The organism is Mesobacillus thioparans (assembly GCF_965138835.1).
Lineage (GTDB): Bacteria > Bacillota > Bacilli > Bacillales > Cytobacillaceae > Mesobacillus > Mesobacillus thioparans.
In genome coordinates this window covers 228,274-252,426 of the sequence record NZ_CBCSFH010000002.1, presented here as the reverse complement: position 1 = coordinate 252,426, position 24,153 = coordinate 228,274, and the positions used below count along the sequence as shown (strand labels likewise).

Here is a 24,153-nt window from a genome sequence, read left to right as displayed (position 1 = left end):
AAAAGAATAGGGGATGGGGAATTGATTCAGTTTAAGAAGCCAGATGTTGAGAATTTTTATCGTACGTTTAATATTCAAGCTTTTACAGTAAGCCCGGATGAAAAACAATTGGTGTTCAGTACGAATTTTACAGGCAAGTATAATTTGTGGGCGATGGATTTGCCTAACCAGTATCCGTATCCGCTGACGTTCATTGATCAGACTTGCCAGGCATTGCGCTATTCAAATGAAGGCAAGTTTTTGGTTGTTGGTTTTGACCAGGATGGCGATGAAAACGGGCAGCTTTATGCACTTCCACCTGCAGGAGGCGAAATGGTACCACTCCGTACGGCTGAGGGCCACCGCCATATGCTGCCGTTTTTGTCAAAGGATGACCAGCGTCTCTACTATACTTCAACAAAAGGCAATCAGACCTTCCTGAACATATACCGTTATGATATTGAAAACGATGTGGAAGACATTGTCGTTGAGGGTGAAGGTGCTGCATGTTTCTTAGTGGCTGTTGACGAAGACGAGAATCATTTTGCCTATATCAAGCAATATGCGAATACATATGCACCTGGCTATATTTTTCAAAATGGGCAGTCGTATTCCCTGACACCGGAAACGGAAGAGCAATTTACGGTCGGTGAGGGAGTATTCGTTGGAAACGAATATTATTTTGTCACAACCTTTGGAGAGGATTTTGATTATCTGGCAAAGTTCAATTTGGAGACCCATGAATTTTCAAAGGTCCTTTCGATTGAAAAAGAAGAACTTGGTGCGATTCGATATGATAAGAGTTCCAATAATCTCTTTTTTGTCACGACAAAGGGTGTGGAAGATTATTTGTATCGATACAGTCTTGAGGACAAATCATATGAAAATATGAATCATCCGGCTTCGATCATCCAGGGCGGTGCGGTTGCCAAGAGCGGAAATGTGTATATTTTGGCCGGTTCAGCTACAAAGCCGAATAATATTTTCATGTTGGAAGCGGACAGTGGTGAATGGAAGCAATTGACCAACCTTGCTGTTCCAGGTGTGAAGGAAGAAGAACTTGTGACTCCTCAAGTGATCACCTACCCATCCTATGATGGACTGGCGATGGAAGGATTATTTTTCAAAGCGAAAGAGGAAGTAAGCAATGGTCATGTCATCCTTTGGCCGCATGGCGGCCCTCAGGCAGCTGAAAGGAAGTTTTTCCGGTCGATGTTCCAGTTCCTTGTGAATAGAGGTTACAGCATTTTCGCACCGAATTTCCGCGGATCAACCGGTTATGGACTGGCGTTCACTAAGATGGTCGAGGGAAATTGGGGAGAAGGACCGCGGCTTGATAATATCTCTGGCCTTGAATACCTTTACGAGCACGGATTGGCTGACAGGGATAAGACATTATTGATGGGTGGAAGCTTTGGTGGATATATGGCACTTCTGTTGCATGGCCGTCATCCGGAATATTTCAAAGCTGTTGTTGATATCTTCGGGCCGTCGAACCTATTTTCATTCATTGAATCAGTTCCGGAGCACTGGAAACCAATCATGAATCAATGGGTTGGCGACCCTGTCAAGGACTACGATAAATTGACAGAGTACTCGCCAATCACTTATCTGGATACCATGACAAAGCCAATGCTGATCATCCAGGGTGCAAACGACCCACGCGTTGTTAAGCAGGAATCGGACCAGATTGTCAAAGCACTTCAGGAAAAGGGCCATGAAGTCAAGTACTTGGTGCTGGAGGATGAAGGCCATGGATTCTCGAAAAAAGAAAATGAAATCCTTGTGAACCGGACGATCCTTGAATTTTTTGATCAGTTTGTCGGGGAAAAGGTATTGGCAGAATAGGGAGTGTGCTGGGGGACTTACCCCTCTAGTAAAAGCTCTGGTTAAATAAAATCTCAAACGTATGGCGTGGGAGTTCTCCACGCCATTTTTCATTCGTTAAAAGGACATCAGTCTGCATATGGTATTTTATGTTAAAATAAACATAATTTATTTTAGTTTGAAATGTAAATAATTTATGAATTTTCGCGAAGTTAGAAATAGAGGAGATTAATTGATGGGAATTCCAGTAGTAGTACATACAGTTTTAAAGGAATATATGAATCTATTTAATGAACATTTTCCCGGAACAATGAAAAGGTTATATGTGCACGGATCAATTGCCCTGAATGCCTACGTCGAAGATTCAAGTGACATCGACTTTATCACATTGACGAATCGACGTTTAACAGAAAAAGACCTAGATGCTTTAACATTTATACATAGAAAAATAGCAAATAAATATGAAAAGCCGGAATTGGACGGAGTATATGCACTCCGTGAGGACTTAGGAAAACTATACGATGGCAGTGATAAAAATGACTATAAATACCCGTATTACAACAACGGTGAAATCAGTTTTGGTGATTACTTTAATTTTAACCCAATCACATGGTGGGTGCTAAAAAGAAAGGGAATTTCCATTTTGGAGGAAGAACCAGAGGGATTTCATTTTGATATTCAGCCGCATCAGTTGTATTCCTATGTACTTGCAAATATGAATTCTTACTGGACAAACAGAGTTCAAACGGCAGAGGCTTCAATGGAACAATTACTAAAGCTTCCGAGCAGCACACTAGATTTTGAAATAGAGTGGACTGTACTCGGATTACTTCGCCAATTCTATACGATCAAGGAAAATGATATTGTTTCCAAGCTTGATGCCGGGGAATATGGTTTATGTCAATTACCAGCAGAATGGCACGATATTATTAAAGAAGCTATGAATATACGCAGATGTGAAATGTCAGAGATTTTCAACTCAGAGAAGGAGAGACTGGAAGTTACGTTGAGATTCTCCAGATTTCTCATTGGTTATTGTAATAATAGCTTTAAGAACCAAATTTCATTTTAAACCCTATTTTTCGCAAAACCCCTGAAAGGAGGGAGATATGGTAATGTCCTACTGGAAAACGAAAATAATTGAAACTGCCCGAGGTGAGTTTGAGGTTTTTGTTAAAGGAGAAGGTACACCAATTTGCGTCACGCATCATTACTCGGAATTTAATCATACAGGTGATTACTTTGCAGATTCTTTTACGGAAAATAACAGGGTTTACCTGGTGAATTTAAAAGGAGCTGGAAACTCTAGAAAACCAATGGAGTCTCATGAGCTAAGCATGTTTGATGCTGTATACGATCTCGAGTCAATCCGTGAAGCTTTAGGTTATTCCAAATGGAGCTATGCCGGTCACTCGACAGGAGGTATGATAGGAGTTCTTTATGGCATTCACTTTTCATCGTCGCTTAATTCACTGATCATTGTCGGGTCTGCAGCGAGGAAATATGCTAATTCATCCCCTGATTGTATCTATCATCCAGACCACCCACAGTTCGACTCAATGCAGCAACTTATTGAGATGTTAAAAAGGTCTGACTTAACAGCTAGTGAAAGAGAACGGCTCTCAAAAGAGAGAACTAAGTTATCTTTATTTCATCCAGATAAGTATGATGAATATTTTTCTGTAGGTATACATAAAAAGATGTCTGCTCCAAGAATGAATTTTTTTATTAGAGAAGAAATGATCTTTGATGTAACTCGTGAGTTAAGGAAGATCTCAGCTAAGCCATTAATTATAAGTGGCCGATACGATGTCCAATGCCCGCTTTCTTTCTCCGTTGAAATGAATGAGTTAATTCCAGAATCACAACTGTTTATTTTTAATAAAAGCAATCATTACCCATTCCTAGAGGAAAAACCATTGTTTAGACAAGTCATCTCAACTTACTTGAAAGAAACGGGTTCAATTTGAATGATTCCCCGCTTATCTTTCATTTGATAGGAGTTAAGGTCAAATCTAGCATTCCCCTTATAAAATGTCATTCTATTATAAATTATTAAGCTATTTTTCAAGTATGCGTATAATTTTGCCTATCCCATTCGTTATACATAGTGAGTGAATTAAAGGAGGTAACTATGGGAAAATCACAAGAAAACCAAATGGTAGCATTTACTGAGAAAAATCGCGAATTGAAGGGCGAGTTTAATCAGATCATTGATGAATTTAGGGAGGGATTATGGAAATATTGTCGCTATTTAACAGGTTCTCCGTGGGATGGCGAGGATCTCTTCCAGGAAACTATGGTTAAGGCATATGGAAGTATCTATCAACGATGGCACCCTACCAATCCAAAGTCTTATCTTTACAGAATAGCTACGACCACTTGGATTGATCATTGCCGGAAACAAAAGCGTATTGTAGGTCACCTGGAAGAAGAGGACGTTGAGGTAGAATATAATGCCGACAGCTTTGATGCAGAAGAGGCGATAACGTACCTAGTAGAATTATTTAACCCGCGTCAAATAGCGGTGTTTCTTCTTAAAGAAGTTTTTACATTTACCGCTAAGGAAGTTGCAGGTATGGTTCAAACGACACCTGGTGCTGTTTATGCAACCGTGAGGAGAATGCAAAAGCAACTGTCTGAGAATCCTATTCGAGAAAAAAATCAACGTCCTCCTTCCTTAGACAAAGCAGATAATAATAAAGTCGTACAATCCTATTTAAAAGCATTAAATGAGGGCGACGTTGATAAAGTTTTAGAACTGATGTGTGAACACGCACAAAATGAGGCTCCAATGGGCTTTCAAGAATTTTCAAAAGACGAAATGCGCTCTGGGTCTATGCGTTTTGGCCTGCCTGGCTTCAGAGCAGAGGAGCATCTGCTTTGGGGTAAAAATGTTATTATTGTTTTCTTTGATGCAGCAGATGGGACCAGGATGATTCATGACATACAATATCAAGAGGTAGAGAACGAGAAAATTGTGCTTCATAAAAGCTTTTATTTCTGTAAGGAATTTATTTTTGCTGCCGCTGATGAATTAAATTTTCCTCCTCAATTAGATAAACCAGTAGTCGATTGGAGTTCTGAATCTGTAGTTGATAATCGATAAAAATATGTAAAAGATTCACTCTGTATCTTCAAACTGATGCGTTGATTCAAGAAGGATTGACGCATTTTTGTAAAACTTTTCATTTATCAATAAGGATTAAAACGAAAATATTTTACCGTTCATTTTAGATATTAAATATAATCCTGGATTAAATGGCGGACTGGAGTTGGAGGTCTTATTTTGGAGTTCAGAACGGAAAGATTAGAAATTAGGCCGTTTAAAACTAGCGATCTACAAGATGTTTTTAACTTTTACAATAATGATGATATATGTAGATATCTTTTGCATGATAAGTGGACACAGGAAAATATGAAGGAGAAATTTAATAAGAAGATAGACAAAAGATTCAATGTTAAGTTTAGCAGTAGTAAATGATAGCAAAGTCATTGGAGATCTATCTGTCTGGTATACAGGTATGAAAGATTCTGTTGAAATTGGTTATTGTTTTGCTAATGAAGCTTCGTTAAAGGGTTGTGCAACAGATGCGGTGAGTTCTTTAGTCAAAATGTTATTTAGTGAGTTTCATGTTCATCGTATACAAGCCACCATTGATGCAAGGAATAAAACCTCTCAAAAGCTTTGTGAGCGCATAGGGATGAGGAAAGAAGCTCATTTCATCAAGGATTATTGGAGTAAGGGTGAATGGACAGATAGCATGGTGTATGGGATGCTGCTTTCAGATTTGGAATTGAAAAACTAGCAGTAGAATTGTACTGTTTATTTATTACGGCAGCATTATTCCCACGCCTGCAATTAGGTGGGAATATTCATAAAGGATAACAGTTTTTGAAAAAAGTAGGTTAATAAAATGGAATATCTTTAAGGAGATGTTGCTTTTACCATGGATTTTGATACGTTTCCTATACTTGAGACCGAAAGATTAGTATTAAGAAAAGTTATGAATGAGGATGCTAGCAGCATTTTCAAGTATATGTCTAATGAAGAGGTAATGAAATACTATGGATTAGAACCGTTTGAATCGATTAACGATGCATTGGATGAGATAGCATGGTATCAATCAATACATAACAACAGAACAGGTAGAAGATGGGGAATTACTTTAAAGGAACAAGGAGTCGTGATTGGCAGTTGTGGATTTCATAACATTGTTTCTAAACACTTCCGTTCCGAAATTGGCTTTGAATTAAGTCAAGACCTGTGGGGAAAAGGGATAGCTGCTGAGGCAGTTGAAGCAATTATTAACTATGGATTTCAGCATATGAATTTCCAACGGATAGAAGCATTAATAGAGCCACCGAATTGTTCATCACAAAAGTTAGTAGAAAAGTTGGGTTTCATAAATGAAGGATTATTAAGGGATTATGAGTTTACCCGTGGTAAATTCGATGATTTATTTATGTATTCTTTGTTGAAGCAAGACTTTGATAAAATTTGAAAGAAATAATTTTTACTTATTGAAGTTTCAGGACCTCCTATGAAAACTGACAAAGCTATATAGAAATACGGTTAAACAAGATTGTATATTTTTCCTGGACCCTGATCTAGTGGCTAATGATAAATTGAATTATGCTTAAACGCCTGGGTTTCCAGGCGTTTTCATTTTGAATGGAAATTTTTAAATGAGTAATGGGGACTAAAATAGGGAAAATAAACCCTGGAATCAATAGAGGAGGTTTTTATTAATGGCAAAAGTACTTGCAGTATTATCAAGTGGATATAAGGATGATAAAAATAATTATGAAACTGGCTGGTGGGGAGAGGAATTATTCGCGCCGATGCAGCTTCTTGAAGAGGCCGGCCATCAGGTTGACCTGGCTTCGCCGCTTGGAGGCAAGCCCCAAATTGATCAGGTGAGTATAAGTGAGGATTATGATCCGAAAGGCATTTATAAGGAACTTTACGAATCTGGCAAAGCTGATCACACGGTTAAGCTTTCTGATGTAAATCCAGTTGAGTATGATGTCGTGCTTATTGTCGGCGGTCATGGTGCAATGTATGATCTGGCAAAAAATCAGGATTTGCATAACATCATGAACAAAATCCAAGATGCAGGCGGGATTGTTGCAGCAGAATGCCATGGTCCTGCACCACTTGTATTCGCGAAGCGTCCCAATGGGGAAAGCTTCATCGCTGGCAAAAAGGTGACAGGCTATCCAGACGAAATGGAGCCAGAGGGTCTGTTGGACATCCTGCCTTTCAGTTTGGAGCAGGAAATGAGAAAAATCAGCGAATATGATCAGGGTGACCTTGAAAAAACAGGGCATGCTGTATGGGCAGACGATCAGCTTGTCACAAGCCGTGACCCATTTTCTTCAGAGTTGATGGGACAGGAGTTAGTGAAGGCACTTGAAAAGAATAGGAAGTAAGAGGAGTTAAGACTTTAATCGTTCTCCCGTAGAAGGGTTTACGTATAAATCTTGACGGAAATAAAAATCCGGCGTAAGGGATTCCTTACGTCGGATTTTTAGTAAGAATTGACGATATTTCAGTTTCTTAGCGATTGATAGTACTAAAATTTTCTGTGCACAATTATGCGGCTTTCCTACCCGGTATAGACGCCTTCGCAGGTATTTGCCTTTGGTTCATAATAACAATGCTGTTTAAACTGTCCGGCAAAAGGCTGGTCATACCATGTTGGCGGACATGGCGCGTAAGGATTGAAATACCATAGAGCAAACTTGGAAGGGTGCTGTCTCCAGTAATCCAAGGTTTGTTTCGCCAATCTTTTCTCAACACTTCTTGCTCTGTTATAAAAGACATTTCCCTTCTGTACAGCCTCAAACGAGTAGTTCCCACCTTGTATCTGGAAAATCACTGATCGTATTGTACGTAAATCTTTAAAATCCAGGCAATTGGAAACTAACCGGTTGACCACCACATTGCCCACCATCAGCATTCCCAGCTGCCCCTCACCCTCGGCTTCCGCTCTCATCATCCTTGCCACCAGTGCAACATCATTATCCGTATAATTTGCCCTTGGCATTTTAATCACCTCTATAGAAATTATATTAGTAACAGCCTGTCATAATGTTAAAGGGTTCAGGATACATATTTATCGTCACTGGGGAGGTTAAAATGTGCCCATAATTAAAATGGAAAGGAATTACGGTCTCAACTAAAACAAAGATAGATTGGATCCCCTTTGCAGCTGTATACATGCTTCTACCGAATTCCAAGGTACCTGCAAGTCGTCTTCAGCGGGTCATGGAAAGTACATCTTTGTCACTCAATCCCTTCATCCTTAAAGAGGGCAGGATTTGCCGAGTTATTTAAGCTTTGTGTTGATGCCCATAAGTTTCCGAGGAATCTTGGCATCATTTGCTGTGATGGCAGCTCGCCGTACCGTGTGAAATAAATGAATAGTTTCAAATAAGTCCTTGCATTCCCTTGAAGGTGGATTTTTTTTGCGTAAAAATCGTTCTCTGTCACAGTCGCGAATGAGCGAGTTTCAAAACCAGAGATAAAGCGAGTTTTTTCTCCTTTATATTCATTCTCAATGAAATGGATTTTCTTGATGATCGTCGGGTCATCGGTTCCATCGTAATTTGCAAGCCGGGCCTGGTTAAAGGCAGCAACGGTATCAAGGTTTTCCACAATCGCTAACACATGGCCGTAAGCTTTGTCATGTCCCTCATAAAATGGCTTAAGCTCTAGTTTTTCCATGATATTAACAAGTTCAAGATGCTCGTCTTTTAAATAGGGAGGACAAAAAATCTGCCTCGACAGCTTCAATTCGTCTAGCGTGTCGCATTCCATTGAAAAGAAAAAGTACCATTGTCCCTGGTCATCGAGACAAACATCGTAGGATAGTCCTTCTTTTTTTAGAAGGTAATCCGTAAAACGATCCTCTTTATCAAAAGTAAAATCCCGCTCCGAATCTTTTCCGGGCATGAAGCCAAATGGAGGCTCGATTGGGACGGCAATTTCTGAGTAAAGTTTATTCTTCATTCTTTAACACACCTTTTTTGAGTAATCATACATTCAGATTACCCAATCACCGTTGGGGGAACACATAATATTTTAACTTGAGATACTCATAAAGTTAACAAAATGGTAATATTTAACTAAGAATCTTTGGTTTAAAGAAAGGAGATCTAATTAATCTGCCGGAATATCAATTTTATATATTCAGTCGGAGGATGATGTAGTCGACATCCAAGGATAGATGAAAGACCTTGAAGTATATTACTCTTTTTTGGATCGTGTCAAGCAAGGACAAAAAAGCGATATCAGGATTGTCACCTAAACACAGAGGAAGACACTATGTCACATGACTTGATTTTTGACGGTGAAACCCTTCAGTCAACCTATGATTCTACAAGGGATGGATACGGTTCCGGGAGTATAGAAAAATCTACATGCGAAAGAATAGTTGTAAAAGAGCTGAAGGATAAAACCGAGTATGTGCTGGAAGTGTGTGAAATCGAAGGAGCTGAAATCACGGTTCTCCTTGTCGAATAATATAAAGCTTGGACAGCCACTCTTTTAATTTGCAATGGAATATCATTTTGTATGCGGGGAGTACACATGAAAAAATTCCTAATACTTACTATTTTATTTTTGCTGGCAGGGTGCGGACCGGTTATGGATGAAAATGCTGAATTAGCGAAACAATTTCTAGAAGACAGAGGTTACTCCATTAAATCTTATGAAGGGAGAAACTCATATTCTTTCGAAAAGCAGGACTTATTGAATAAGCCTCATGATATGGTTTGGGCCGTCCAACCAGTAAAACCTGATCATTATATTGGAAAGGAAATAACCCAGGAAATTTTCATAGTAAAGAATCATCCACTTGGCAAAATTTACGGGCCTCAAATCGGTTTTTCCAGCAAAGTTGAAGTAAGTGTATTTATTTTTAACGATGAAATCATCGGTGGAACCTCTTTTCCCATTGGAAAAGGGATAACGGGGGCGCCATATTCTCTTGATGGACTTACAGCTGAAGAGTTTCTTGCTGAAGATTATAGAGAATGGCGGGCAAAGTGGGATGAAAAGTATGGGGACTAGTTACTATAAGTGTTAGACATCGTAAGCAGTTCCTGTGCTTTGAAGAAGGCAATTAAGATTAGTAGGGCGAAAAAGGATCAATCGATTTACAACTTAAATAAAGCAGAAGAATAAATTAAAAATTCTTCTGCTTTTTGTTGTGTCATTACTTTTCATTCAAATAGATTTTCCAATACTTAAACGTGGACTGGGAACTCATTACTGGAAATATACCAAATCAAATTAAATATGATATATTACAATTATCAGAAAATTTAAAAGGAAAATGAGTGGGGGAAAGAAACGTGGATTTCGATATTATTGTTGTAGGCGCAGGACTTGCCGGCCTTGTAGCAACTGCAGAAATGGCAGATGCAGGTAAAAAGGTCTTGCTTTTGGATCAGGAGCCGGAAGCGTCAATGGGCGGCCAGGCATTCTGGTCGTTTGGCGGATTGTTTCTAGTTGATTCACCAGAACAGCGGCGGATGGGAATAAAGGATTCAAAGGAACTTGCATGGCAGGACTGGCTGGGAACCGCCGGGTTTGACCGGGAAGAAAATGAGGATTATTGGGGCAGAAAATGGGCTGAAGCCTACATTGATTTTGCTGCTGGGGAGAAACGAGCCTGGTTAAAAGAAATGGGTGTCCGATTCTTTCCAGTTGTTGGATGGGCAGAAAGAGGAGGGTATCTTGCGGATGGACATGGAAACTCAGTGCCCCGATTCCATATCGTCTGGGGAACCGGTCCAGGCATTGTTGCCCCTTTTGAGCAAAGGGTTCGTGAACATATTAAAAACGGACTAGTAAAGTTTCTTCCACGCCACAGGGTTGATCAACTTATCACAACTAATGGTGCGGTTGTTGGTGTCAGCGGCTCTGTTCTTGTACCAAGTACAGCAGCTCGCGGAGAAGATAGCAGCAGGGAAGTAGTTGGTAGTTTTGAATATCGATCCCAAGCAGTATTGGTAACAAGTGGAGGGATTGGCGGCAACCTTGAGTTGGTTCGTAAAAACTGGCCAAGCCGGCTTGGCGAACCTCCCAAAGAAATGGTTACAGGTGTACCTGCCCATGTGGACGGAAGGATGCTGGCAATTACGGAGGAAGCAGGCGGCCGCATCGTAAATCGAGATCGTATGTGGCACTACACCGAGGGTCTAAAGAATTGGAATCCTATATGGAGCAACCATGGGATACGAATTCTTCCTGGACCATCCTCCATCTGGCTGGATGCAACAGGGAAGCGGTTCCAGGCACCAAATTTTCCGGGTTTTGATACATTGGGAACCCTTGATGCAATCAAAAAGACTGGCTATGATTATTCCTGGTTTATTCTCACACATAAGATTATTGAAAAGGAATTTGCGCTTTCAGGTTCAGAACAAAATCCTGATCTAACTGGAAAAAGCATTCGTAAAGTAATTGGAAGGGCGTTACAAAGGGTTCCAGCTCCTGTAAAAGCTTTTATGGAAAAAGGCGAAGATTTTATTGTTGCCGATCATCTGGCCGAGCTGGTTTCAGGCATGAATAAACTAACAGGTGAAAACCTGTTGAATCTGGAACATATCAAAGAACAAATAGAAGCAAGAGACCGTGAAATCGATAATACATTTACAAAGGACCTGCAAATAACCGCTATGCGCGGCGCGCGTAATTACCTTGGTGATAAATTAATCCGTGTGGCATCACCTCACAAAATCCTTGATCCCAAAAACGGCCCTTTAATTGCAGTCCGTTTGAATATCCTCAGCCGGAAAACCCTGGGAGGCTTACAAACTGATTTGTCGGGAAAAGTCTTGAACTCTTCTGGACACCCTATTCCGGGATTATATGCTGCGGGTGAAGTTTCAGGATTTGGTGGCGGGGGAATACATGGGTATCGTTCACTTGAAGGAACTTTTTTAGGCGGGTGCCTTTTTACAGGACGAGTAGCAGGTAGAACTATTGCTGCAGAATTATAGTCTTAGCAATCTTCAATAATCATATCTTTTAAAAATATGAGATCTTTCTTTATACTGACAGTTATTTTTGTTGAATAGACAAGAACAAAAGAGAACGCTAGGATGAGTAAAATCCTAGCGTTCTTTGGTTTGCTATTTGCACTGCAACGGTATGTTATTCACTACTATTTTTATCATTTCTCCATGTTAGGAAATTCACTTTATCTCACCCAAAATTCATGTGCTGAAAACGTCCGCGAATGATTTGATAGATTCCGTATAATATCAGCCCGATCGCGACGATTGCTAGCATCACCTGGCCAAATGGCTGATCTGCCAGCTCGGTTAACGCACCGCCCAGTCCTTTAGATTCGTTTGGATTATTAGTGTATGCAGTACGGATAAAGAAAAATCCAACCATGCTTAGAACAATTCCCCTGGATATTAATCCGATTTTGCCGGAAACAACCGCAATTTTCCGTTCTTTTTCATCCATTTCATAGGTCTTGAATTTAGACATGAATTTTTCTTTTGCTCCGCTATACAATTCAAAAACTCCATAGCCAATAATAATCGCGCCTACTATGCCAACCAGCCATTCGCCAAATGGTTGTTCCATTAACTTTGCGGAAATCGCTTTTTCGGAATTGTCTCCACCAGCGGAACCAGTGTTGCTGGCTAATTTGATTGCCCCGTAAGCTAGATTCGCATAGATCAATCCACTAATAAAGTATCCTGTCCTTTTGACCAGCCCTTTAGGATCAGTTCCTTCATTCTCAGGATCCTTTATCGCAATGATAAACTCCCATAATATATAACCAATCAGCCCAATTCCTATGAACCATAATGCAATTTCACCAAAGGGCATTGCAGCAATGGATTGCAGGGCTCCCGATGTTCCTGTTGTATCTCCTTTTGGACCGAATGCAGCCAGTGCAGCAAGCACCCCAACCATTACGTATACCAGCCCCTTGGCAACAAAGCCAAAACGCCCAAATCGGCGCACCCACGGTTTCATTTCTCTCACTTTATTCCTAACTTCTGCAGTCGACGGTGAATTCATATAACGAACACTTCCTCTATTATTCTCTTGTTACATGAAATGTTCCCCCTTTAGGCAAAAAGGAAACCAACAGAAGCGTGGAATGGTTTACCTGCATTGTATAGCTGCTGGGATGTGTAAGCGAATTGTTTCATTTTTTCACAGTGAGGGAAAATGAAAGCTAAATCTACTTAAATTAGGAGGTATAGAAATGCCTTACAAATCTCTAGGAGACCTACCCGATTCAGTAAAAGATAATCTGCCGCACCACGCCCAGGAAATTTTCAAGGAGGCATTCAATTCTGCTTCAGAGCAATATGATGAAGAAGAAACAGCATTTAAAGTCGCCTGGAGCGCGGTTAAAAACGATTATGAGAAGAATGACGATGGTGATTGGGTGAAAAAAGAGGAAGATTAGAAGTATGGGAAGGATTCCTTTGTTTCATTTAAATGTATAACTATTAAGAGGGCTTCAAATGCAGGAAGACTTTTTTACTATTAAGCATGTATATAGCTTACTTGAAAAAATAGTAGACTGATTATAATTGGCGATATCTGGTATAATAAAGCTTACAGAGCAAACTGAGATTTCAGTCTTGCTCTTTTTTTATGAAATTAAATGAAACGTTTTACATATCCCGTTTGTCTAACAGTGGAAGAAGGGGGGAGCACTGGTTTGGCAGATATCAAAAAGGTACGCCTTGCAATCAAAGGGAACAAAAAGGCTTTTCAGGAATTGATGGAAGAAGAGAAAGTGAAACTTTACAAAATAGCGTACGTTTATATGAAAAATGAAGCCGATGCACTGGAGGTTTTTCAGGAGACGATTTATAAAGCTCTTGTGTCCATTGGAAATTTGAAGGAAGAGCGGTATTTCTCTACGTGGTTGACGAGGATTCTCATCAACAATGCTGTTGATCTATTAAGGAAAAAGAAAAGAGTCATCCCGATGGAACGGAATGCGCTTGAAAGTAAGGCTCCGGTATATATTGAGAGTGAACGTCACTCCGAATTGCTTGAGGCTGTGATGGAGCTTGAGGAAAAGTATAAAGAGGTGTTGATTCTTCGGTTTTATAAAGACTTATCAGTAAAGGAAATCGCGGAAATTCTCGATTGTCCTGAGGGTACTGTGAAAACGAAAATCCACCGTGGCGTGAACTTATTAAGAGGTAGATTAAAGGAGGATTGTGTGAATGAGTAGCCAATTCCCGAATGTTAAAAATGAAATGGACCAAATTTCGGTTCCAGTCGAGAAACTGGATAACATTATTGCACAGACAGTTAGTGGAACGAAGGTGAAGAAGCCTAAAAAGCGCATTGTTTGGTATTCAATGAGTGCTGCGGTTGTAGGCTTCGGTTTATTTATTGGCTCGGCCATGGTTTCTCCAGCGATGGCGAAGGTTGCTGCAAATATCCCTATCGTAAGCACTTTTTTCAATGATGTAGGTGATGAGGGTTTAAAGATAGCGGGGCAAAAGGGATTAACGCACACTGTGGATCAGACAGCAAAAGATAAAGGCATCACATTGACAATTAATGAGGTATTTTACGATGGGACGCGATTGACATTAGGGTACACACAGGAATCCCTTTTACCGCTAGGCGAACTTGAGCGCCCGGTAATTAAAGCGGATGGAAAGGAAATCAACTTTAGCTCTGGTTATTCTGGTGAATTTATAACTCCTCAAAAGTATAAGGGCATAGTGGATATTACCCCGACGGAGGAACTTCCTGAAAATTTCGATATGAAGATTCACTTCGATGCAGTAGGACTAGTACCGGGTAATTGGTCGTTTCAGTTTCCTGTCAGACAATCAAATGAGGTGAAGGTTATCAGTCTTGATGAGAAAATGAAGCTTATGGGAGCTGAGCTTAATGTAAACTCATTGAAGATTGGGCCTGCTGGCACAGTTCTGGATATGAAAATCATTGCTGACTCTGGATTGCTTGATCCTAATAGTCTGGAATTTTACCTTATCGATGATAAAGGGAGTGTCATTAATTTCTTGAATGGGAGGCTTCAGGGAGAGACAGTCGATGGGAAAGAGTATGGTGCACTTCAAAGACTATATGAGCCACTTGATGAAAGCGTACGGAGTGTAAAAGTTATACCTTATCGTATTGAATTTCCTTTGGGAGACCTAAAGGAAGAATCGGTTAAGCTGGATCATATCGAGTTGCCATTTACGATGAGTCAAGGCGAATATGGTTACATTATTATAACGGATATAAAGTATGAAGGGGACCGCACAATCGTTTACTATAATGTCAAAAGTGAGGCTGTTATTGACAATAATGCGAGCATGAACCCTCTTTGGATTGAAGATGAAAATGGTGAAAAACTGTTGCTGGATGAAAAGCCATTTGCTGAACGAATTAAGGATCATAGTTTTAAGAAAGAATTCAATACCGGCAAAAAGAAGGGATTGACGCTGAAAACACGTCATCAGCCTTTACCCGAGATGTTCGAAGGATTTGAAATCGATATCCCTGAGAGATAGAATTAACAGCAATGGAATGACGTATGCAGTCAAGCATACGTCATTTTTCTGTTTAATATTCGGCTAAAGTGTCTTGCACTTAGGGTGCAAGATTTAATCATGATGGAAAATTCTGCTGATTTTATGATCAGAAAAATTTATACTAAGGAAAGAGAGTTTTAGAAAAAGAGGAGTTATCAAAATGTATAAAGTAATGCTGATTGAAGATGATCACCAGCTTTGCGGACTGATTAAGGAAAATTTGGAGCGCTATGGATATGAGGTTATTTTGCCACAGCATTTTGCCCATATAGAAGAAGAGTTTTTGAATATCAAACCGGACTTGGTTTTACTGGATATTAATCTACCATATTATGATGGATATTTTTTATGCAGGAGTATCAGGCAGAAATCGACTGTGCCCATTCTGATGATTTCGGCGCGCAGTCAGGAGATGGACCAAATTTTGGCGATTGAACTGGGAGCCGATGATTTTATAACAAAGCCGTTTACATTCGATATGCTGCATTCCAAGGTCAAAGCGACCATTCGCAGGGTGTATGGGGAATATGCAGTCATTGACGAGAGAAACACACGTGTCGGTCCACTGTGCCTTGTGGAGAAAACAATGACACTTGAATATAAGGAAGCGAAGGTCGAGGTTTCTAAAAAAGTGTTTAAACTGCTGAAAAAATTAATGGAAAAAGAGAATTCATTTGTCTCAAGGGAAGAGTTAATTGAAGAAGTCTGGGACTCAGTTTCATTCGTGGATGATAATACACTAACTGTAAACATGACAAGAATCAAACAAACACTGTCAGAACTCGGGCTGAAGGACTTGATCAAAAGCAAACGAGGAGTAGGGTATATGCTTCAGTATCCTGCGGGTGAATGATATGGTGAAAACGTTTTTAAAAGACCGTCTTCTCCTGATTCTGATATACATAATGAATCTAGCTAGCATCCTGTTGTTTTTTTACCTTAGCGTGCAGGGTGATACAGAGTTTTTCTATCCATTGATGATTGGGCTTTTTTTACTGCTGATTTATTTGTCGATTGATTGGCTGCGATTTTATCCGGCGAACCGGAGTGTTGCCGGGCAGTTAAGGAATGAGGATGTGGAAATCGTGGCTCACACGGAAGAACAGAAGGCTTTTAAAAAGTTAATAGAAAAGACAGTGAGTGAGCACTCTTATAAGTACATTGAATTGAAAGAACAAAATAAAGAGAGATTTTATTTTCTTTCCCATTGGATGCATCATTTAAAAACACCCGTTTCGGTGATTGAGTTGATGATCAGTAAAGAAGGGAAATGCCCTGTACTCGATAATATCCAAAATGAAAACTCACGGCTCCATTCCTCGATTGAACAAGGTCTGACTATGATTCGGATGGACAGCTTTGAAAACGACTTTGAACTTAAGTCTGTTGACATACTCGCTTCATTGCGCAAATTGATCAATGCGCGGAAAAGGGAGTGTATTTACCAGTCCATTTTTCCTTCGATCGAATTTGCCGAGGAAGCTGCGTTTATTATCACGGATCCAAAATGGAATGAAATTATGATTGAGCAGGTTATATCAAATGCGATCAAGTATTCCGGGCAGAAGCCTGGCAACAAGAAGTTAATTTTCCGGATAGAGAAACAGAAGGAACATGTACGGCTTTCGATCCTAGATGAGGGGGTCGGAATCCCTGACTATGATTTAGAGCGGGTCTTTCAGCCGTTTTTCACGGGAGAAAACGGAAGAAAGCATCCTAATTCAACCGGCATTGGCTTATACCTTAGTAAAAAAATTGCTGACAAAATAGGTGCCACCATTGGAATCCATTCCAGGCAGCATGAAGGAACAACCGTCATCTTCCAATGGCTAGCTGGAAAGAAACAAAATAGGCTTTGAATACCTTACAAAACTGTAAGGTATTTTTTAGCATCATCGATGGCTGTGAAACTTCAAACGGCTTAATATTGGCTTATAAGGTTGATGGAAAGCCTCTTCAACTTCGGATGTCACTGGGGAAAGCGGAGGAAATATCTGAAGCCGAGACAAATTTTTCAGGTGAAGCCATGGGAGTGTCTGATCAAATGCAACTACAGAAAAATTCACCGGCGAGAAGTGGGGGAAAAAGATATGCCTATTTTAGAAGCAAATACGATTGTGAAAGTGTACGGCGGTTCGAGTGAAGAAGGGGCAACGAGGGCTCTTGACGGGGTCAGCCTTTCTGTGAACGAAGGAGAGTTTGTTGCCATCATGGGTCCCTCTGGGAGCGGTAAAACTACTTTGCTGAATATTCTTAGCGGGATTGATAAGCCCACATCAGGCACGGTTTCAATTAGAGGTACTGAATTGAGCGAGATGACGGGAGATGAGCTAGCGCTGTTTCGCCGCAGGCAGCTTGGCTTTGTGTTCCAGGAGTTCAATCTGTTGGATAGCTTGACAGTTAAAGAGAATATCATGCTTCCAATGGTGCTTGAAAAGAAGTCAGCGGCTGAAATGGAATCTAAAGCAAAGAGCCTGGCAGATCTTTTCGATATTCAATCGACATTGGATAAATATCCATATCAAATCTCGGGCGGACAGCAGCAGCGAACAGCTGTGAGCCGGGCCCTTACGAATGATCCAGCAATCATTTTTGCCGATGAACCGACGGGTAATCTGGATTCCAAAGCTTCCGCGGTCATCATGGAATCCTTTGAAAAAATTGTTGCACAACTTGCAACGACCGTCTTGCTTGTGACGCATGATGTATTCGCAGCCAGCTACTGTCAAAAGGTTGTTTTTATCAAAGACGGGATGATTCATTCGAGCATCGTGAAAAAAGGGAGCAGGAAGGAGTTCCTGGACCGGATCATGGATCATCTTGCCGTTTTGGGAGGAAGATCCTATGACCTTTAATCAAGTAGTATGGAAGATGGCGAAGGTAAACAATAAGAAATATATTTTTTATTACCTGTGTAACAGCTTTGCCGTGATGTTTTTCTTTATGTTCTCTACGGTCTATTTTAACAGCAGGGTGGACGAGGGAAAACAAACGGAGAGCCTCCAGGATGCTCTCTCCATCCCTGGTGTCGCACTGATTATCTTCACCGTCTTTTTCATCAGCTACGCCCACAATGTTTTCATGAAAAAGAGGCGAAGCGAGTTCGGGCTGTTCATGACTCTCGGGATGTCGAGGAGGGATATTAGCAAATTGCTGGTCCTGGAAAATGGGATCATTGCCCTTGCATCTATTCTTTCTGGAATTTTAGCCGGAGCCGTGTTCTCGAGGTTATTTTTCATGCTGTTAATGAACCTGATTGAACTAGAGGGGATTCCGTTCCATCTTTCTGGAAAAATGTTTGCTTACTCAATCGGCGCTTTTGCGGCTGTATTTTTACTAGCTGTTGGAAAATCATTGTTCCAAATGCTAAGAAGCAGCGTCATCCTTAGCATGAAAAGCAACAGATTTGCAGAGACAATCAAAATGAGAAGCCCGCTACTCGGTGCATTCGGCCTGGTAGTTCTTATCGGCTCGTTGCTGATCCTCTATTTAACCTATGAGGACTCTTCGGGTTCATACCTTCCGCTTTGGACAATGTCCATGTTTCTAGGACTGTATATCTCTCTTAATCAGTCAGTTAGTTTCCTGATTTATATTGGTAAAAGATTTCCAGGGTTTTATTATCGAAGACTGCTTTTCCTTAGTAACCTTGATTATAAATTCAAACAGCTTACTTCCATCGTTATGCTTGTGTCGGTAATGATCATGATCACGATTTTTTATAGCACGCTTCTGTTGACGTTTTATAAGGCTTCGGAAAAAGATGCTGTAAACAATAATCCATATGATGTGGCCTTTTTTCAGACAGAAACCAAGAATTCGATTTCAAACAATGAACTCGACAAGATATTGGATTTAAAAGAACATGAAACGTTTCCAGTATTCAACTACTATGAAAAACTAGTGTATGTGGACGGATACCAAACTTATAACTTTATGTCATTAGATGATTTCAATAGGCTGACTTCCAATAACAAGGAATTAAGAGAAAATGAATATCTATTCTATTTAAACTCAGAACCAGAGTATGCTCCTGCAGATATTGCTGACCGTGTTGAAATTTCGGTTGAAAATGACATGAAAACTTTTACGAAAAAAGGTCAGGTCATTGAAAGAAACATCAATCTCCTCCCTAATGCGTATGAGTTCATTGTTATTAACCCTGAAGTTTTCAAGAATTTGGGGGAGAGTGCTGAAGGGTACTTTTTAAATCTTCATTTACTCAACGTGGAAGACTGGAAATCGAGTGGAGCTGCAGTGGAGCAGTTAAAAGAGCAATTAGCTGCCGGAAATCAAGAAACTCCGAAAATTGAATATCCCGGCAACGAATCTGTCCAAGAAGAGGAATTGTTCAGAGTAGCATCTAAGGTAGATGACTATGAATCCAATAAAACGATCAATGGCATGATGTTCTATGTTACGACATTCCTAAGTATTATGTTCTTTGTGGGAACGTTCGTCCTGCTGTATCTAAATCTTTTTTCCGAAGTAGAGACCGAAAAAGCCAAATATCGGAAGTTGAATAAAATAGGGATGTCCGCAAAAGAAATAAAAGGGAATATTACGAGAGAACTGGGTGCGATTTTCTTCGTCCCAACCTTGCTCGGAACGACACTAGCCTTCCTGTACCTGGTAATTCTATCGACGGACGTAGGAGGAATCATGAACAATCCGGATATTTTGATGCACTTCCTTTTAACATCAGGAACATACTTGATCATTCAGATAGGATCATTCTTTTATGCGAGGAAGAACATGTTGTTGAACCAGTTGCAAAATTAGAAAATGGGTCGCCAATAGAACAAATTGGCGACCTTAATTGTATGTTTTAGGAGAATATGGTCACCTATAGAGTGTATTGGAGCACTGGTTTGTAAGGAAATAGGAAAATGTGGTCACCAATAGAGCGTATTGGAGCACTCATTTGTAAGAATATAGGAGANTGAAGTCACCAATANAGCGTATTNGAGCACTNATTTGTAANAANATAGGAGAATGAAGTCACCAATAGAGCGTATTNGANCNCTTATTTGTAANAAAATAGGNGAANGNGGTCACCAATAGAGTGTTTTGGAACATTATTTGTAAGAAAGTAGGAGAATGGTGTAACCAATAGAGTGTATTGGAACACTGAGTGGATGAAATACAACTCAATTATACTTTTGTTCTCATTCTATTAATCTTCCAAAACTTCGTTGAACTCATTATAACTTTAACCGCTTATATTCTTCATAGTGTTATAATTATCATAATTATTAGAAAAATTATCGACTAAAGAAAGGTGATGATATGCAAATTCTTCGTCATCAATGGGAACCGTATTTGTCATATGGGCAACTGTTTGAGTTTGGGAAGAACAAGGTTGTCTATTTGCAAGGGGAAGCTGGCAGAGGTATCTATTATTTGAAGAAGGGTGGAATCAAGGTTACGCTTCTTTCGGACAAGGGAGATGAGCGGATCATCAATATGGTTCCCCCTGGTATGCTGTTTGGTGAACATGGGATTCACCGGGAACCATATTTGACGAGTGGGACGACGACTTGCCTATCGACTGTATATTATTTTTCCGATGAAGCCATTTTGAAGATATGCAAGAACCATCCCGAAGCTGCGAGCATTTATACAGATTCATTGATTTATAAGTTCAGGACGCTTGCCGAAATCATTGCTCATTTGGACTCTCCTGTTGAGCAGCAAATGGCGTTTTATTTGCTGAAACTTGTTCAGGAGAACGGGAATGCTTCGATGAACCAGACGGCTTTTTCTAAATACATTGGCACGTCCCGTATTACCGTGAACAAGATTATTCAAAAATGGAAGCAGAACGGATACATAGAGCTTAAGAAGCGTGAAATCATCATCATCGACTTTCATAAAATAAGGGCCATCGCCAGTTATCATCATGCGAATTAACCAACCAGGTTTCTCAGGAAATCTGGTTTTTTTATGAAGTATTTTCGCTTGTGAATTTCGATAATACCTGATTCCTGCCATTTTCTCAGTACTTTGTAGACGGTTATTCTTGTCAGCCCCGTGCAGCAGGCAAGGTCTTGCTGAGAAATAGGAATTTCGTAATTTTTAAACTCATCGCAAATGTTGTGGAGTAAAACGGCTAGTTTTTGTTCCGATGTAAGCGCATTCAAATTTATGCGATCTAAAAGGATTTTCATTTTGTGGATGACACTTTTGGAAAATAGTTCGAAGAGTTCTGGGTGGATGATCATCAGTTTACGGAATTCATCAGCTGAAAAATGATAAACTACTGAATCTTTAACTGAGATAGCGGTGGTGAAATGTGTTTTCTGGTCAAGTGACTGGACTCCCAACAGCTGATTCGGAATGACGATGTTCAGCATGTTTTCCTTGCCTGTGGCTGTTTCAGTGACAATTCGAACAAGGCCTTTATGAAGATAATAAAATCCCTCTCCATTTTCACCTTGTCTGTAGATGCATTCTTTTTTACCGAAAAACTGGCGTGTACCGTACTTCAAATAATTCTCCCAGTGGAAGACTTCTTCATAAACCGTAACCATACCATGACCTCCCATAAAGTGAAGATGGATATTTAACATAATCATAGGGGAAACCGTTAAAAAATTCTATAATTTATTAGAGTATTTAGACTTTTAAGAAAACAATTCTATAAAAAACGTTAAATAGACTACAGTTATGAACAAATTTTAGTATTACAATTCATTATGAATTTTCAATTAATTTTTCAGGAGGGTGAATATGGGAATTAGGACTGGGGCTCAATATATTGAAGCGGTTAAAGCACGTAAGCCTGAGGTGTGGCTTTCTGGAAGGAAGGTCGAAATTTTATTTGAGGAACCGGTGTTCAAGCAGCCGATTCTTGAAATCGCGAAGTTGTATGATATGCAGCATGATCCTGAATTCCAGGATAAAATCACTCATGTTTGTGAAGAAACTGGTGAGCGAGTGAATAATTCGTTCCTGGTCCCAAAAAGCTATGACGATTTGATTAAGCGCCGTAATGTGTTTGAAGCGTATGCGAAGGCAACTTTCGGCCTGATGGGAAGGACGCCTGATTTCTTGAACGTTGTCGTTACTTCCATGTATTACAACTCTTGGTTCTTTGAGAAATACAATAAAAACTGGGCAGAGAATGTCCGCAACTATTATAAATATCTTCGTGACAATGATATTTTCCTTACACATGCCATCATCAACCCACAAAACGACCGCAGCAAAAATTCACATGAGCAAAAGGATACGTACACACACCTTGGTGCTGTGAAGGAAACTCCAGATGGCCTGGTTGTCAGGGGAGCGAAGATGTTGGCAACGCTGGCTCCTGTTACAGATGAGGTGATCATCTACTCTTTCCCAGGATTCGCGCCTGGCGATGAAAAGTACGCCCTGGCATTTGCAATTCCGATTGACACACCAGGACTGCGTATCATCTGCCGCGAGCCGATGCAGGATGGACAGCGTTCATTCTTTGATCATCCACTTGCTTCAAGATTTGAAGAAATGGATGCTTTACTTGTGTTTGACGATGTGGTCGTACCTTGGGATCGCGTTTTCCTGTATAACAATGTCGAGGCGGCAAACAAGCTTTATCCAATGACAGGAGCAGGACAGCAGCCAGCACACCAATCTGGAGTGCGCGGTCTTGTTAAATTGGAGTTCGCAACACATGTGGCGATGAAGGTTGCCGATACAATCGGTGTTGATGGGTATTTGAACGTCCAGGACCAGCTTGGCGAACTTGCCCAATCACTTGAATCAATCCGGGCATTGTTAAAGGTTGCTGAATATGAGCACACAATGACCGAGCATGGTGAAGCGATGCCAGCTTATGTTCCACTTGAGACCATTCGCGGGTTGCTGCCGAAAATGTATCCGCGGGCAATTGAGGTCATCCAGATTGTTGGCGCGGGCGGATTGCTGATGTCACCTACAGGAGCAGATTTTGAAAGTGATGAATTAAGAGGTTCGATTGATAATTACTATGTTGGCAGGGAAGGAGTTTCTTCTTTGGAACGCGTCAGCATTTTCAAGCTCGCATGGGATCTGTGCGGCGAGGCATTCGGACAGAGGTTGTTGCAGTATGAACGCTATTATACAGGAGATCCAATCCGTAAACGCGGTATTTTCTATAACAACTATAAGCGCCAAACACCACTGACGATGGTTGATGAAGCGTTGAAAGGCGCACAGCTGGATAATAAGGAAGCGCTTACAAATTAACCTGCAGGAGGAGAAGGACAGATGGAAACACATATTTATTCTTCATTGCAACTGCCTCGATCAATTGTGGCGATTGGAGCATTTGACGGTGTCCATCGTGGTCATCAGACCGTAATCCGGCAGGCGGTCCAACGAGGCAGGAAACTGAAGCTTCCTAGTGTGGTGTTTACATTTGATCCTCCACCGCGGGTGTTTTTCCAAGGAGCAAGGATGCTGACCACAGTTGACGAGAAGCTGGCGAAAATCGCTAAATTAGGAGCAAAGCATACGGTTGTACACAGATTTGATGAGGTGTATGCCAGTCGGAGTGCTTACGAATTCATTGATTGCCTGGCGAAACTTAATCCGGCTGAAATCATGGTTGGTGGAGATTTTCGTTTTGGCAAGGACCGTCTGGGAGATGTTTCTCTCCTTGAAAAATATTTTAAGGTCTCTGTCACTAAACCAGTCTGCTGCTCCCAGGGAAGCGTGATTTCTTCATCCAGGATCCGCCAGTTGATTTCTGAAGGTGAAATTCATCACTCCAATGCGCTTCTCGGATGGCCAGCAGGAAAGTAGAGTTCTATTTTTATT

23 protein-coding genes and 1 pseudogene are annotated in these 24,153 nt (G+C 40.5%); 20 read left to right on the top strand and 4 right to left on the bottom strand.

Annotated elements, in window-relative coordinates; all coding sequences use genetic code 11:
• Positions 1-21: 21 nt before the first annotated feature.
• From ACNAZ4_RS05740 to ACNAZ4_RS05710, 7 genes and pseudogenes are all read left to right on the top strand, one after another.
• Positions 22-1,827, top strand: coding sequence for a S9 family peptidase (locus ACNAZ4_RS05740; RefSeq protein ID WP_415813267.1), 1,806 nt, complete (start codon positions 22-24; stop codon positions 1,825-1,827).
• A gap of 214 nt (positions 1,828-2,041) precedes the next feature.
• Positions 2,042-2,878 (top strand): aminoglycoside adenylyltransferase domain-containing protein, encoded by an 837-nt coding sequence (locus ACNAZ4_RS05735; protein WP_415813266.1) that lies wholly within the window; start codon positions 2,042-2,044, stop codon positions 2,876-2,878.
• A 43-nt stretch (positions 2,879-2,921) separates the two neighbouring features.
• On the top strand, positions 2,922-3,776 hold the full coding sequence (locus ACNAZ4_RS05730) for an alpha/beta fold hydrolase (protein WP_415813265.1): 855 nt from the start codon (positions 2,922-2,924) through the stop codon (positions 3,774-3,776).
• A gap of 164 nt (positions 3,777-3,940) precedes the next feature.
• The gene (locus ACNAZ4_RS05725; protein WP_415813263.1) at positions 3,941-4,915 is read left to right on the top strand and encodes a sigma-70 family RNA polymerase sigma factor; all 975 of its coding nucleotides are present in this window, start codon (positions 3,941-3,943) and stop codon (positions 4,913-4,915) included.
• A gap of 180 nt (positions 4,916-5,095) precedes the next feature.
• Positions 5,096-5,615: pseudogene (locus tag ACNAZ4_RS05720) on the top strand (GNAT family N-acetyltransferase).
• A 141-nt stretch (positions 5,616-5,756) separates the two neighbouring features.
• A complete protein-coding gene (locus ACNAZ4_RS05715) occupies positions 5,757-6,311 on the top strand; it encodes a GNAT family N-acetyltransferase (RefSeq protein ID WP_415813261.1) in 555 nt (184 codons plus the stop codon).
• A gap of 247 nt (positions 6,312-6,558) precedes the next feature.
• Positions 6,559-7,242, top strand: a complete 684-nt coding sequence (locus ACNAZ4_RS05710; RefSeq protein WP_415813260.1) for a type 1 glutamine amidotransferase domain-containing protein — start codon at positions 6,559-6,561, stop codon at positions 7,240-7,242.
• A gap of 176 nt (positions 7,243-7,418) precedes the next feature.
• Here the strand turns inward: ACNAZ4_RS05710 and ACNAZ4_RS05705 are convergent, their stop codons facing one another.
• Both ACNAZ4_RS05705 and ACNAZ4_RS05700 read right to left on the bottom strand, forming a co-directional pair.
• Entirely contained in the window at positions 7,419-7,859 is a 441-nt protein-coding gene (locus ACNAZ4_RS05705; protein WP_415813259.1) for a cell wall hydrolase, read from the bottom strand.
• Positions 7,860-8,098: 239 nt separating this feature from the next.
• Positions 8,099-8,824, bottom strand: a complete 726-nt coding sequence (locus ACNAZ4_RS05700; RefSeq protein ID WP_415813258.1) for a hypothetical protein — start codon at positions 8,822-8,824, stop codon at positions 8,099-8,101.
• Positions 8,825-9,058: 234 nt separating this feature from the next.
• Between ACNAZ4_RS05700 and ACNAZ4_RS05695 the strand changes: the two genes are divergently transcribed.
• The 3 genes from ACNAZ4_RS05695 (at position 9,059) to ACNAZ4_RS05685 (ending at position 11,823) form a co-directional block, all read left to right on the top strand.
• Positions 9,059-9,337 carry a DUF4362 domain-containing protein gene (locus ACNAZ4_RS05695; protein WP_415813518.1) on the top strand — a complete coding sequence of 93 codons (279 nt, stop codon included), beginning with the start codon at positions 9,059-9,061 and terminating at the stop codon, positions 9,335-9,337.
• Positions 9,338-9,460: 123 nt separating this feature from the next.
• Positions 9,461-9,886: a hypothetical protein gene (locus tag ACNAZ4_RS05690; RefSeq protein WP_415813257.1), complete on the top strand. Its 426-nt coding sequence runs from the start codon at positions 9,461-9,463 to the stop codon at positions 9,884-9,886.
• 284 nt (positions 9,887-10,170) lie between these two features.
• Positions 10,171-11,823, top strand: coding sequence for an FAD-binding dehydrogenase (locus ACNAZ4_RS05685; protein WP_415813256.1), 1,653 nt, complete (start codon positions 10,171-10,173; stop codon positions 11,821-11,823).
• A gap of 205 nt (positions 11,824-12,028) precedes the next feature.
• Here ACNAZ4_RS05685 and ACNAZ4_RS05680 read toward each other — a convergent pair whose 3' ends face one another.
• On the bottom strand, positions 12,029-12,865 hold the full coding sequence (locus tag ACNAZ4_RS05680; RefSeq protein WP_415813255.1) for a DUF1206 domain-containing protein: 837 nt from the start codon (positions 12,863-12,865) through the stop codon (positions 12,029-12,031).
• 190 nt (positions 12,866-13,055) lie between these two features.
• Here ACNAZ4_RS05680 and ACNAZ4_RS05675 point away from each other — a divergent pair, with 190 nt between their 5' ends.
• From ACNAZ4_RS05675 to ACNAZ4_RS05640, 8 genes are all read left to right on the top strand, one after another.
• Positions 13,056-13,262 (top strand): ChaB family protein, encoded by a 207-nt coding sequence (locus ACNAZ4_RS05675; protein WP_415813254.1) that lies wholly within the window; start codon positions 13,056-13,058, stop codon positions 13,260-13,262.
• 258 nt (positions 13,263-13,520) lie between these two features.
• The gene (locus tag ACNAZ4_RS05670; protein ID WP_415813253.1) at positions 13,521-14,045 is read left to right on the top strand and encodes a sigma-70 family RNA polymerase sigma factor; all 525 of its coding nucleotides are present in this window, start codon (positions 13,521-13,523) and stop codon (positions 14,043-14,045) included.
• Positions 14,038-15,345: a DUF4179 domain-containing protein gene (locus ACNAZ4_RS05665; protein ID WP_415813252.1), complete on the top strand. Its 1,308-nt coding sequence runs from the start codon at positions 14,038-14,040 to the stop codon at positions 15,343-15,345. Before ACNAZ4_RS05670 ends, ACNAZ4_RS05665 begins: the two co-directional genes overlap by 8 nt.
• A gap of 181 nt (positions 15,346-15,526) precedes the next feature.
• Positions 15,527-16,219, top strand: coding sequence for a response regulator (locus tag ACNAZ4_RS05660; protein WP_415813251.1), 693 nt, complete (start codon positions 15,527-15,529; stop codon positions 16,217-16,219).
• 1 nt (position 16,220) lies between these two features.
• Positions 16,221-17,225 carry a sensor histidine kinase gene (locus ACNAZ4_RS05655; RefSeq protein ID WP_415813250.1) on the top strand — a complete coding sequence of 335 codons (1,005 nt, stop codon included), beginning with the start codon at positions 16,221-16,223 and terminating at the stop codon, positions 17,223-17,225.
• 231 nt (positions 17,226-17,456) lie between these two features.
• Positions 17,457-18,221 (top strand): ABC transporter ATP-binding protein, encoded by a 765-nt coding sequence (locus ACNAZ4_RS05650; protein ID WP_415813249.1) that lies wholly within the window; start codon positions 17,457-17,459, stop codon positions 18,219-18,221.
• Positions 18,211-20,148, top strand: a complete 1,938-nt coding sequence (locus ACNAZ4_RS05645; RefSeq protein WP_415813248.1) for an FtsX-like permease family protein — start codon at positions 18,211-18,213, stop codon at positions 20,146-20,148. Before ACNAZ4_RS05650 ends, ACNAZ4_RS05645 begins: the two co-directional genes overlap by 11 nt.
• 507 nt (positions 20,149-20,655) lie before the next feature.
• Entirely contained in the window at positions 20,656-21,279 is a 624-nt protein-coding gene (locus ACNAZ4_RS05640; protein ID WP_415813247.1) for a Crp/Fnr family transcriptional regulator, read from the top strand.
• Here the strand turns inward: ACNAZ4_RS05640 and ACNAZ4_RS05635 are convergent.
• Positions 21,276-21,899, bottom strand: coding sequence for a Crp/Fnr family transcriptional regulator (locus ACNAZ4_RS05635; RefSeq protein ID WP_415813246.1), 624 nt, complete (start codon positions 21,897-21,899; stop codon positions 21,276-21,278). The genes ACNAZ4_RS05640 and ACNAZ4_RS05635 overlap by 4 nt on opposite strands.
• Before the next feature lie 199 nt (positions 21,900-22,098).
• Here ACNAZ4_RS05635 and ACNAZ4_RS05630 point away from each other — a divergent pair, with 199 nt between their 5' ends.
• Both ACNAZ4_RS05630 and ACNAZ4_RS05625 read left to right on the top strand, forming a co-directional pair.
• A complete protein-coding gene (locus ACNAZ4_RS05630; RefSeq protein ID WP_415813245.1) occupies positions 22,099-23,580 on the top strand; it encodes a 4-hydroxyphenylacetate 3-hydroxylase family protein in 1,482 nt (493 codons plus the stop codon).
• A gap of 21 nt (positions 23,581-23,601) precedes the next feature.
• Positions 23,602-24,138, top strand: a complete 537-nt coding sequence (locus ACNAZ4_RS05625) for an FAD synthetase (protein WP_415813244.1) — start codon at positions 23,602-23,604, stop codon at positions 24,136-24,138.
• Positions 24,139-24,153: the final 15 nt, after the last annotated feature.